10 protein-coding genes are annotated in these 12,723 nt (G+C 43.1%); 4 read left to right on the top strand and 6 right to left on the bottom strand.

Going from position 1 to position 12,723, the window contains the following annotated elements; translation table 11 throughout:
* Positions 1 to 156: 156 nt before the first annotated feature.
* The 3 genes from UQ64_RS10240 (at position 157) to UQ64_RS10230 (ending at position 2,686) form a co-directional block, all read left to right on the top strand.
* Positions 157 to 1,074: an ArsR/SmtB family transcription factor gene (locus UQ64_RS10240; protein ID WP_060623386.1), complete on the top strand. Its 918-nt coding sequence runs from the start codon at positions 157 to 159 to the stop codon at positions 1,072 to 1,074.
* Between the two features lie 36 nt (positions 1,075 to 1,110).
* On the top strand, positions 1,111 to 1,857 hold the full coding sequence (locus UQ64_RS10235; protein WP_060623385.1) for an HAD family hydrolase: 747 nt from the start codon (positions 1,111 to 1,113) through the stop codon (positions 1,855 to 1,857).
* 103 nt (positions 1,858 to 1,960) lie between these two features.
* Positions 1,961 to 2,686, top strand: a complete 726-nt coding sequence (locus UQ64_RS10230; RefSeq protein WP_060623384.1) for a DsbA family protein — start codon at positions 1,961 to 1,963, stop codon at positions 2,684 to 2,686.
* A gap of 90 nt (positions 2,687 to 2,776) precedes the next feature.
* On the opposite strand, the gene UQ64_RS10225 is transcribed toward UQ64_RS10230, so the two are convergent.
* On the bottom strand, positions 2,777 to 5,032 hold the full coding sequence (locus UQ64_RS10225; RefSeq protein ID WP_060623383.1) for a type IA DNA topoisomerase: 2,256 nt from the start codon (positions 5,030 to 5,032) through the stop codon (positions 2,777 to 2,779).
* Positions 5,033 to 5,218: 186 nt separating this feature from the next.
* Here UQ64_RS10225 and UQ64_RS10220 point away from each other — a divergent pair, with 186 nt between their 5' ends.
* Entirely contained in the window at positions 5,219 to 6,082 is an 864-nt protein-coding gene (locus UQ64_RS10220) for a pentapeptide repeat-containing protein (protein WP_060623382.1), read from the top strand.
* An 11-nt stretch (positions 6,083 to 6,093) separates the two neighbouring features.
* On the opposite strand, the gene UQ64_RS10215 is transcribed toward UQ64_RS10220, so the two are convergent.
* From UQ64_RS10215 to UQ64_RS10195, 5 genes are all read right to left on the bottom strand, one after another.
* Positions 6,094 to 7,806, bottom strand: a complete 1,713-nt coding sequence (locus UQ64_RS10215) for a proline--tRNA ligase (RefSeq protein WP_060623381.1) — start codon at positions 7,804 to 7,806, stop codon at positions 6,094 to 6,096.
* A gap of 419 nt (positions 7,807 to 8,225) precedes the next feature.
* The gene (locus UQ64_RS10210) at positions 8,226 to 9,713 is read right to left on the bottom strand and encodes a glutamate synthase subunit beta (protein WP_060623380.1); all 1,488 of its coding nucleotides are present in this window, start codon (positions 9,711 to 9,713) and stop codon (positions 8,226 to 8,228) included.
* A gap of 230 nt (positions 9,714 to 9,943) precedes the next feature.
* Complete coding sequence (locus tag UQ64_RS10205) at positions 9,944 to 10,435, bottom strand: dihydrofolate reductase (protein ID WP_060623379.1); 492 nt, start codon at positions 10,433 to 10,435, stop codon at positions 9,944 to 9,946.
* A 57-nt stretch (positions 10,436 to 10,492) separates the two neighbouring features.
* Positions 10,493 to 11,473: a thymidylate synthase gene (locus UQ64_RS10200; RefSeq protein ID WP_060623378.1), complete on the bottom strand. Its 981-nt coding sequence runs from the start codon at positions 11,471 to 11,473 to the stop codon at positions 10,493 to 10,495.
* A gap of 157 nt (positions 11,474 to 11,630) precedes the next feature.
* On the bottom strand, positions 11,631 to 12,605 hold the full coding sequence (locus UQ64_RS10195; RefSeq protein ID WP_060623377.1) for a S66 family peptidase: 975 nt from the start codon (positions 12,603 to 12,605) through the stop codon (positions 11,631 to 11,633).
* Positions 12,606 to 12,723: the final 118 nt, after the last annotated feature.

Here is a 12,723-nt window from a genome sequence, read left to right as displayed (position 1 = left end):
ACTTTGGCCGGTCTGACACAGATGTATCCCCCTATGATTAATAACGCTAATTTGTTCTAACGCCAATTGGCAAACACCGAACATTATAGTGGACAACCCTCTTCAAAACAAGAGATAATATGAAGATGTTACGGATTTCCTGGGGGTGCATGAGACATGGAGTACGAATTAAAGATCGACGTATCGCCGGTTTATGAACTGCTGGACAGTTTTATGTTATATGTAACTAGAAAATGGATCTCCAATTTGGACATTGGTCCCCACTGGATAAATGATGTGGAAGATCGTATTTCTCCTCATAAGGTAACAGCTTTAATGCAAGCGGCCGAGTGGCCTTTTACGGATTATGATGTGCTGTACGCCTGGGTTTACATTCGAGGACCTGCAACTTCAGTGCAGCTTTTCTTCGATGATCTGGATTCAGCTTCCATAGAAGAATGTTATCAGCAGATCGCACCGCTCATTCAGGAGTTTACGATTGAAGAGGCTTTGCGGATCCGGAACAGCTATATTCCACTCTTGCGACTCTGGTACGAACAATACTTCCGCCATGTGGAGCACAAAATTTTACCGCTATTAATTGAAGATGCTTCTGAGAAAAAAATGCTTGAAAGCAAAATGGACCCCATTTCTTTAATTGAATACGCATCTGGCGGTGTAGTTTTCGAGGAGATCACGGATCTAAAAACGATTGTATTACTACCAACTGTTCATAATCGTCCAATTAATACCTACTGCTTCTACAAAACCATGGTGATCGTACAGTATCCTGTAGATGTACCTTTAGAAGACGAAAATGAACCACCTATGGTACTTTTGCGCATGACCAAGGCACTTTCCGACCCCACCAGACTTCGATTGCTTCGCTATGTCGCACATGAACCCAAGTCGCTGTGGGAGATGCAATCCGATCTTAATCAATCCAGAGAAATGCTGATGCATCACCTTATGATTCTACGAGTAGCCGGCCTACTCCGCATCCATCTTAGAGGTGAACAAGACGAACGTTTCAGTATTCGTCCTGATGGCGCCTCAGAGCTTCAAATGTTCCTAGAGTCTTATATTTATCTATAGAACACTATACAGATACAGATCCAAGGAGTGAGAGATATGAAATACATGACACAACAGGTGATTTTTGATCTAGATGATACACTGGTTCACTGCAACAAATATTTCGATCTGATTTTAGGCCAATATTTTGAGCTGATGACAGATTGGTTTGATGAATTTGGCCCAAGCACCAGTGAATTACGCACCAAACAAATAGAAATTGACGTGCACACGGTCAACACAAGTGGTCTTGCTAGCGATAATTTTCCTAAATCCCTAATCGCTACCTACCATTATTTTTGCGCCAAATATAATCGCCCGACGGACCGTTTTCAAGAGCAGCAATTACACAAGCTTGGCCTAAGCGTCTACGACCAAGAAATCGAAGCTTACCCTGGCATGGTTGAAACGCTCGATACGCTGAAGCAGGATGGTCACCATTTATTCCTGTATACAGGTGGAGACGATACGATCCAACAACGTAAGATTGAGCAAATGAAGCTGGATGCTTACTTTGATGACCGGATCTATATTCGTCAACATAAGAATGTTGAGGCTCTTGAGAATATTTTGACAACACATGGCTTTGACCGTAAACGTACCTGGATGATTGGTAACTCTTTACGTACAGATGTCCTTCCTGCAGTAACCGCAGGTATTAACAGTATCTATCTGAAGCAACAGAATGAATGGAGCTATAACCTTATTGAACTGGAGCAAGAAATGCAACAAGCAGTGAAGACCATTTCCTCCATCCATGAGGTGCCTCCTGTTATTCGTACTGCTACGCTGCACAAAAGCTAAGTGCAATGTAACCTAAGACATTGTTACAAATGACATATCTACTATACCTCTGGGATGATTATACTATTTTTGTACAATTCCCATATGAGGTAGGAGATGAGATATGAACAAGAAAGTGAAGTCTAACCATTCCCGAACTAACAAATCAATGCTTCCCATGCTCTTAGGCGTAGTTGTAGTAATCCTTGTCGCTGTTATTGTCTTCATTCTAAATGACAAGACGGACAGTACAGAAGGACTACCTAACTACACCGATGTGAAGGGAAGCATTGTTGTTGATGGGCTGAAATACGAAAAGCAACCTCATCTTGGTAGTCCTGATGCCAAAATCAAAGTCATCGAATTTGCAGATTTCAAATGTCCTGCCTGCAAAAATTGGTCGGAGAAATATTCGGATACTTTTGTTAAGGACTACGTGGATACCGGAAAAGTTGAACTCTTCTTCATGAACTTCGCCTTCTTGGATCGAGATTCCTATCTTGCTGCAAGTGCAGGTGAAGCCATTTATAAGCAAAGCAACGAGAAGTTCTGGGAATATCTCCATAAGCTGTACGCCAATCAAGGCGATGAGAGTAACATATGGGCCACACAGAAGTTCATTCTGAATTTCGTCAAGAATAACATCGACGGCATTGATTACGCACAATTCGAGACAGATCTCAAGAATCACACCTACATGTTCGACGTCAAAGAAGACTTCAAGATCGCCGGGTCGTACGGGGTTAACGGTACACCTAAATTTATGGTAAACGGAACCCTTCTTCCTGACTCCTCCTATGAAGGGCTGACTACAGCAATTGAAGCGCAGCTGGCTAAAGCCGCTGAATAATTGTAAAGCATTATTAAAAAAGGTGTCTCTGCCACGTAACCAACATGGCTAAAGACACCTATTTGCCGTACATACAATCTTTCCGATCGATTATGATTCTACTGTTAATTGGCCCGTATCCATATTCTGAAGCACTAGCTTGCCTTCCAGAGACGTACCATCTTCGCTGGTAAGCTTTAGCTTGCCCGTTCGACCTTTTTCAATCAACGCCTTCACTTGCGCATCTGTCAGTGTACGCCCATGGTTCTCTTTCCAGATCACGAATTTGCAGCCTTCCTTGTAATGAGAGCAGCCATAGCCTTTTTTTCCCATAAAAATCATTCCACCGCAGCCAGGACGCGGACAGCTTCCGATGACCTTAGGACCTGAATTGGCGGATTCCTCTTCACTACCTGCCTTGCGCTTTCTCGGCGCCGCAGGTTTGTCGCTGGTTTTACGAGATGTACTTCCAGCGCTTCGTCCTTTAGCACCTGTATTGACAGAAGGCGTCTCCCCTTCAAAAGAAGTTTTGGACGCCCGAGATTGTACTCGCACTTTATCCACGATCATACAAGCGAATCTTTTTACATTCTCCATAAACTGCCCGTCCGACGCCGTTCCTCTGGATATTTCGTTCAAACGACGTTCCCATTGTCCGGTCATTTCCGGTGAAGTCAACAGCTCAATACCCGCTCCACGAATCAGCTCAATGGCTGTTCGTCCTTTTTGTGTGATAGCAATTTTTTTGCCCTGCATTTCAATGTATCCGACATTCTTCAGCCGTTCTATGGTTGCTGCGCGGGTAGCCGGAGTTCCAAGCCCTGAATCCTTCATGGCATCGCGGAGCTCTTCGTCCTCAATCTGCTTGCCGGCACTTTCCATCGCTCGAAGCAGCGTACCCTCTGTGTAATGCTTGGGTGGCTGTGTATCTTTCTCTTTAACATTAGCCTCACTACAAACCACTTCTTCTGCCGGGGCAATAGAAAATGGTTCATTCACTTCGATCTCTTCGTCCTCTTCTTCATCCTTGTTCTTACCCTTGGAAGACTTCGCTTTATCCTTCTTCTGGTCCGCGTAAATGACCTTCCAGCCGAGGCTTAACAATTCCTTGACTGTGGTTTTGAACTTTTCCTCTTCTACCTCGGTCATCACGGTATGCACTTTATATTCCGCTGCCGGATAGAACTGAGACAAAAAGCGCCGTACGATTAAATCATACAGCTTTCCCTCATCTGCACTAAGTCCTGATGCTTTACGATATGTAGGCAAAATCGCGTGGTGATCCTCAACCTTCGAGGGGTTGCAGATGAATTTATTCCCTTTATGAACGAGATTACGATTCGCACCCTTCACCCACTCATCATAAGCCGTCCCTTGCAGCGCAGATAACGTCTTATGCATCTCAGGAATATTCTGTTCGGTAACATAGTTGGAGTTCGTCCGCGGATAAGAGATCACCTTATGCTTTTCATATAACGCTTGAGCAATATCGAGAGTCTTTTTTGCGGAAAAAGCGTACTTTCCATTCGCTTCCCGCTGCAGTAGCGTCAAATCATACAGCTTATTCGGATACTCTTTCGTTTCCTTAACCTCGTAAGACTCTATCCGGCCCGGTTTTCCTTTGACCTTGGCAGCTAGCGCCTCCGCCTTATCCCCGTCAGTCAGCCGATCCCCCTGCCACATGCCTTTATAGGTCATTTCATTCTGAGTAAAATGTCCCTCCACCTCAAAAAACTTAAGGGAAGAGAACGCCTCAATCGTCTTCTGACGGTCATAAATCAGGGCGAGCACGGGAGTTTGAACTCTACCCACGGACAGCAGCACATTATGTTTTGTAGTAAATGCACGTGAACCATTCATGCCGATGAGCCAATCTGCTTCACTACGTGCTTTTGCCGCTTTGGTTAAGTTCTCGTACTCCGATCCATCCTTCAGCTCCTGAAATCCTTTGCGAATGGTCTCTGGCGTCAAATCTGAGATCCACAAACGTTTCACAGGATGCTCCAGCTTCAAATGCCGCTGAATAAGTGAAAAAATATGCTGACCTTCTCGCCCCGCATCGCATGAATTCACTAGAAGATCACTTCGTTTCGCAAGATCTCCGATTACCTTCAGCTGATCGATCGTCCGCGCATTAGGAACCAGTTTGAACTGGTCTGGAATAATGGGGAGATCATTAATGTTCCACTTTTTGTATTTAACATCATAAGCATCCGGCTCGGCCAAACCGATTAGATGCCCTATTGCCCATGTAATAATGTACTGCTCCCCTTCAAGATAGGAACGGTAATTTTTGGCCTTCGGTTCTATTGCGGCGGCGATATTCCGCCCCATATCCGGTTTCTCCGCAATAATGAGTGTCTTCAAAAACAATCGCTCCTTACCTTTTCGTTCTTAAGTCCAAAATGCGTCCAGTATTCTATTATAACATTAACCTCGGTTTTTTTTAATGGATTGGTTAGTAGGCTTTGGAAAAATTCAGACTTCCCTTAGTCTTTTCTATGAATTAGAATAGTTTGGTAAACGAGTTTTATATATCGGAGGAATCAATACGTGTCTGAGAATCATAAATTTACAGAACCTTTTACGGACAGAAATGGCCACTATCTAAAAGCAGAATGTGAGAACTGCTTTGGTTTGTGCTGTGCCGCACTCCCTTTTTCAGCTTCAGTTGATTTTGGTATGGATAAAGCTGCTGGCCAGCCGTGTCATAACCTACAATCAGACTTTCGCTGTGGTGTACACTCAGATTTAAGAACGCTTGGATTTCGCGGGTGTACTGTATATGATTGTTTTGGCGCTGGGCAGAAGCTCTCTCAGGTAACTTATACTGGTGAGGACTGGCGGAAGAATCCAAAAACTGCGAAGCAAATGTTCGAGGTATTTCCGGCCATGTGGCATTTACACGAATTGCTATGGTACTTAAATGAATCATTGAACTTAGATATAACCTATTCAATACATGTTGAGCTGCAAACAGCACTCGATGAGACGGTACAACACACTTTGCTCAGTCCTGATTCTTTATTGAAAGTGAATGTTGACGCTCATCGAGCAAAAATAAATCTGTTGCTGCTGCAAGTCAGTGAGCTTGTACGTACTGAAGCCCGTCGCAAACTAAAAAAATCTTCGAGAACTTTCAGCCGAGGTGCTGATCTTATTGGTGCTAACCTCAAAGGGGCTGATCTCAGGGGTGCCAACTTGAGAGGTGCTTATCTGATTGCCGCAGACCTTAGAGGCGCTGATCTTAGAGGTGCTGATCTCATTGGTGCAGATTTCCGTGATACTGACCTTAGAGGCGCTGATCTTTCAGAGAGCATTTTTCTAACTCAGGGTCAGATTAATGCTGCTAAAGGCGATGATCTCACAAAATTACCGCCAGCACTTTCCCGCCCTGATCAATGGCTTTCGGTTTGAGTTATAGAAATTTAATTCAGCTGCGAGAAGAATTCTTGGATATGAGAAACCGCTTCGAATATTTCTAAGGTCTCTTTACCCGCTGAGGTTCTTTCTAGATATTCCACCCTACCTTGTGCTGCTTCCTTACCGACCACAAGCGTTACGGGTATACCAATCAAGCTTGAATCCTTAAATTTAACGCCAGCACGTTCATCCCTATCGTCCAGCAGCGTCTCAATACCGAGCTTAGTAAGTTGATTATAAAGCTCCTCTGCAACTGCCAGTTGCCCCGAGTCCTTAACGGACATCATCAAAATATGAACCTGATAAGGTGCCAATGCAACTGGCCACATTATTCCTTGATCATCATGATTCTGTTCTACAATCGCGGATAATAGACGTGAGATCCCAATTCCGTAACAACCCATGATCATAGGCTGACTCTTGCCAGAACGATCTAAAAAGGAAGCTTCAAGCTTCTCGCTGTATTTGGTACCTAGTTTAAAGACATGCCCAACTTCTATTCCTTGTTCAAAATGCAATATGCCATCCTCACAGTGTGGACAACCTTCTCCTTCTGCTACATTACGAAAATCCCCTACATGTTCAAGCTCAAAATCTCTGCCAGGTACGACATTACGGTAGTGATAATCTTTTTCTCCTGCTCCCGTCGTACCTTGTATCATCTCAGCCACTGCGGCATCAACCAGTACAGTTATTTGAAGACCCACTGGACCCACAAACCCGCTCTCTACGCCCGTTAAGGATTTCACAGCATCATAGTCAGCAAGCCCGATCTCCGCCGCACCGATATATTTACTCACTTTTATCTCATTGACTTCATGATCTCCTCGAACCACTACAGCAAAGAATTGTCCGCTACCTTCATAGATCAATGTTTTCATAATCTGCTCTGGCTGAATCTCCAGCTCCTGCTCTAGTTGATTAATAGTTCGAAGATTAGGGGTGTGGAATTTCTCTAATACAGGTAGCTCGAGGTTCAATTCTTTCTTAATAGGCTGTATGGCTTCTGCCTGCTCCAGATTGGCCGCATAATCGCAAGAGGAACATACTGCAATCGTATCCTCCCCGATATCAGCCAGTGCCATAAATTCATGGCTCCCGCCTTCCCCACCAATTGCTCCAGAATCGGCTTGAACAGCTCTGAAATTCAGACCACATCGCTTAAAAATCTGGTGATAAGCATCAAACATTTGAAGGTATGATTTGTCAAGTCCTTCTAAGCTTATGTCAAAAGAGTACGCATCCTTCATCAAGAACTCTCTACCTCTTAGCAATCCAGAACGTGGTCGCCGTTCATCCCGAAACTTAGTCTGAATCTGATAAACGGTAACAGGTAGCTTACGATAGGAGCTGATCTCATTCCGTACAAGTGAGGTTACTACTTCTTCATGTGTTGGACCGAGTATGAATTCCCGCTCATGACGATCCTTAAAAGTCATCAACTCCTTGCCATAGACATCATATCGTTCTGATTCTTTCCATAGTTCTGCAGGCTGCATAGATGGCATTAAAATCTCCTGCGTTCCGGAATGATCCATTTCTTCTCTCACAATCGTTTCTATCTTCCGCAGAACCCGCCGACCAAGTGGTAAATAGGTATACACTCCGGCAGCTAATTGACGGATATACCCCGCACGCAGCAATAACTGATGACTGATTGTCTCCGCCTCCGAAGGCACCTCACGCAGTGTTGTTAATAATAAATTGCTTTGTCGCATCTTAACGCCTCCCCAGAAATTATCTCTCTAAATGCAAAAAGACACATTCGTCAGGGACGAATGTGTCGTGATACCACCCTTATTCAACTGCCAGCTCAACATACAATCCATTCTGATTTGGCAATTCTCAAATCGGATAACGGTCGATTCCGGTAGCAGGTTAGTAGATACTATCGCTACAGCTACCAAGGCAGGATACCACTCACACGTGTTTGAGGAACCTTTCACCCGGTGGGTTCCCTCTCTGTTCTAACGCTTCTTGAATCGTAGATCCTTGGTCAATGCTTTTATCATGTGATAATGTATTTAATTTATATGATACTGATATCTACGTCAAGCATCGCTTTATTAAAAAACCGTTTCTCCAGCAGATAAACTACTGGAGAAACGGCTTCTTAAGCAATTATTATCCTAATGACCTAAACAAGAACGGTTGACCCCATCAGGTATTTATCCACTTCACGTGCTGCTTCGCGACCTTCGTTAATGGCCCAAACAACCAAGCTTTGACCACGGCGCATATCGCCAGCAGCAAACACTTTATCTACGTTCGTATTGAATTTACCATAACGTGCTTTCACATTTGAACGACGGTCTGTCTCAAGATCAAGCTCCTGAATAATATCTTGTTCTGGGCCATCAAAACCAATGGCAATCAGAGCAATTTGAGCAGGGTATATAGCTTCGGTGCCTGGAACCGGTTGGTAGATCTTACGACCTGTCTCATCCACGATCCGGCGGATCTGTACGGTGTGAAGTTCTTTCAAGTTCCCCTCTTCATCACCAACAAATTTAGTGGTCATGATAGAGAACTCACGCGGATCATCCCCAAAAATCGCTTTAGCTTCTTCTTGCGCATAATCCAGAGTGTATACATTCGGGAATTGTGGCCAAGGATTAGCTATCGGATCACGTTGCAATGGGGCTTTTTCATGTGTACCAAATTGAGTGATACTGCTGCAGCCATGACGAAGCGCAGTGGCAACACAGTCAGAACCCGTATCCCCACCGCCCAAGACGATCACGTCTTTACCTTCAGCGGATACATAGTTGCCATCCTCAAGATTGGAATTCAAATAGCTCTTAATCGTACCATTTAAATAGTCCATGGCATACATAACACCCTTAAGCTCACTACCTTCAACGTTAAAGCGACGTGCTTTAGTAGCTCCACCACAAAGAACGACCGCATCATACTCATCAACAAGCTGTTGCGCAGGAATATCTTTGCCAATCTCTGTATTCACTACAAAATTGATACCTTCTGCGGCTAATAAATCGACACGACGTTGCACAACTCTCTTATCGAGTTTCATAGTGGGAATGCCATATGTGAGCAGCCCGCCAATGCGGTCACTGCGTTCAAATACAGTTACATTATGTCCAGCCTTATTAAGTTGTGCAGCTGCTGCGAGTCCAGCAGGCCCAGAGCCTACGATTGCAATCTTCTTGCCTGTACGTTTCTCTGGAGGATTAGGTACAACCCAGCCTTCTTCAAAACCCTTATCAATAATAGCTAGCTCAATGGTCTTAATGGTTACCGGCTGTCCAATTAGCCCTACTGTGCAAGAGCCTTCGCAAGGAGCCGGACAAATACTTCCAGTGAATTCAGGAAAATTATTCGTCTTATGCAGACGTTCCAATGCTTCTTTCCAGAGTCCGCGGTACACCAAATTATTCCACTCTGGAATTAGATTGTGAACTGGACAACCCGAGGTTCCTCCAGCCATATCAATTCCTGTATGGCAATAAGGAGTTCCGCAATCCATGCAGCGCGCTCCTTGTGTCTGAAGCTCGTCCTCGGATAAATGATGGTGGAACTCCTCCCAGTCTTTTACCCGCTGCTCAGGATCCCGATCACCTGGGAGCTGCCGCTTATACTCCATAAAACCTGTAGGTGTAGACATGATTACGTTTCCCCCATCCGTTCTCTTCGTGTTGAAGTATAGTACATTGTAGCATATTGCGGCTTCAAATGGTCGTGAGCAGCGCAATGAAGTACCTGCACATTCTATACCTGTAGATTATCATTTCTAATTTTAATTATAGTAGCACTCATTACTTTTGCACAGTAATGGATTAATCTACTGATTTTTTGTACTATTTCACATGTTATGTCAGAGAAAACGTTTTATTGCTATTCCGTACGTTCATAAACAAGAAAACGGTAATCATACGGATTCTTTTCATCACGAATTCCCTTCTTGTTGGAAACCTCTTTCCACACACTCCAGTCAATATCAGGAAACCGGGTATTCCCTTCAAAATCCTGTTCAATTTGCGTTAACATCAACTTGTCAGCATATGGCAACATCAGCTTGTAGATTTCCGCACCACCGATTACCATCAGCTCATCGTCTTTCCTACCCTCACTGAGAGCTTCCTCAAGCGTGTGTACAACCTCTGCACCTTCAGGAGCATAATCAGTACCTCTTGTCATAATTAAGCTTGTTCTGCCTTTTAGAGGCTTCCCTCCGAGCGAATCCCACGTTTTGCGGCCCATAAGCATTCTCTTCCCCAGTGTTTCTGCTTTGAAATAAGCGAAATCTAGCGGTAAATGCCAAGGCATATCATTGTCTTTTCCAATAACATGATTGGTGCCCATCGCCCATATTAAGCTGATACTCATGAAACACGCTCCTTCCTACATATAAAGATCAAAAAATCTTGATTTATAACAATTAAATTATACTGCGATCGGCGCTTTTATCGAAGGATGCGGATTGTACCCTTCAATGACAAGGTCTTCCAGCTCGATATCAAAAAGTGATTTCTTATTTGAATTAATAACCAATGTAGGCAATGGTCTTAAGTCTCTTGATAATTGCTCCTTTACTTGCTCAACATGGTTTGAATAAATATGTGCATCACTAATGCTATATACAAACTCGCCTACTTCTAGACCACACTCATGTGCTATTAAATGTGTAAGTAATGAGTAAGACGGGATATTGAAGTTAGCTCCAAGAAAAGAGTCAGCACTGCGTTGCAGCAAGTGACAGCTTAATTTACCATTTGCAACGTAGAACTGGAACATAACGTGGCATGGAGGTAACGCTGCTTTACTCCCTTTTGCCCCAGCATTTATAACATCTTCCGGGTTCCATGCACTTACAATTAAGCGACGAGAATCAGGATTCGTTTTGATCTGATGAATAACATCTTGTAATTGGTCAATGGATTCACCAGTAGAAGATGTCCAATTTCGCCATTGCTTACCGTAAATATTCCCTAGGTCGCCATGTTTCACTGCGAACTCATCATCTTCTAGGACACGATCACAAAATGCTTTCATCTCTGCTTGATAAACTTGATTGAAATCTTCATCAGCTAAACAACGATTTCCGAAATCTGTCATATCTGGACCCGTATATTCGTCTGACTCAACCCATCTTTTGAATGCCCATTCATCCCAGATATGGTTATTATTTTTCAATAAATAACGGATGTTTGTGTCGCCTTTAATAAACCATAATAATTCACTTGCGATTAAACGGAACGGAGTCCGTTTTGTTGTAAATAACGGGAAGCCTTTTGATAAATCAAATCGCATTTGATAACCAAATACACTCATTGTACCTGTTCCAGTGCGATCTTCTTTTTTCACGCCATTATCTAAAATATATTGTAGAAAATTCAAATAGGTTTGTTCTAACTCATTCGTCAATTTACTGCACCTCCGTAATATTTCACCTCATATATTATATCTGAAAAATTCGATTTTTGTAGAAGGTAAGATATTTTTTAAATATATTTAATAATGGCTACACATTCAATCAGCAGTCAAGTTTCAGATAATGGATTCAGATCAGTCAACTGCACCACTACTCTGATATCTTTAACTCTACTCTAACCCCATATGCACGTAGGGAAGCTTGTCCACCCACTGGGAAAGTAATCATAGGTGATGTATGTCCAAAGTCCACGTCTGCAACTACTGGAATGTCCGATAACTCTTCTTTCGAAGTTATGATTTTGATCAACAGATCCTTAGTCATGCGTGATCCTTGTTGGAACCTCCCAATAACCAATCCTTTGACATGCTGAAAATCTGGTTGATGGATCAGCGATTGTAAATCCCTATCAAAGGTTACAGGCGATGACTCATAATCATCCTCTAGAAATAATATCGAATTTTTTAAACTTGGCATATACTCCGTTCCCTGCAAAAGATTTAAAGTACAAAGGTTGCCTCCGACAATTGTTCCCTTCGCTTCACCATCATTGATAATGAACGGGCCCTCATTTCTGATAAACACACGGTTCTCCTGATCTAAATACCACTCATCATCACTCCAATGCTTCGATGCCCTCACCACTATTTCATTGTTGTCCATCATCAGCTTGCGGAATTGTTCGATCGTATATTCATTGTCGTGGAGCATCGCAAAGGTAGAAAAATGCGGACCGGAATATGTGACTAATCCTGTTTTAGCATAGATTGCATTACTTAAAGCAGTAATATCCGAATACCCGCATAATCGTTTAGGATGTTCTGCAATAATGGAATAGTCAATATAACGTAGCAGTTGATTGCTATTAAAGCCACCAATGGTCGTAAGGATCCCTTTAACGTTCGGATCTAAAAAAGCTTCGTGCAAATCCTCTATTCTAGATTCGATCGATGAGGAAACAAAATCATCCTTCTCAAAGGAATTTACGGAGAATGATATTCGAAACCCTAACTTTTGAAGCTGTTCTTTGGCAACTTTTCTTTGTTCTGCTGCGATTAATGACAGACTTCTGGCAGGTGAGATGATACGTAATTCATCACCAGGCTTTAATTTATTTGGGATCATCATTTATCCTCCCTACAATAGATTCATTCAACTTGTTTCATCTCCTCCCATTATATCTCTTTTCAAAAAAATGGAAAACTCAAAAAGGCGAAACGCAAATGCGTTCCGCCTTTCTGTG

Source organism: Paenibacillus etheri, assembly GCF_001012825.1.
Taxonomy (GTDB): Bacteria; Bacillota; Bacilli; order Paenibacillales; family Paenibacillaceae; genus Paenibacillus_AQ; species Paenibacillus_AQ etheri.
This window is presented reverse-complemented; position numbering and strand designations above follow the sequence as displayed.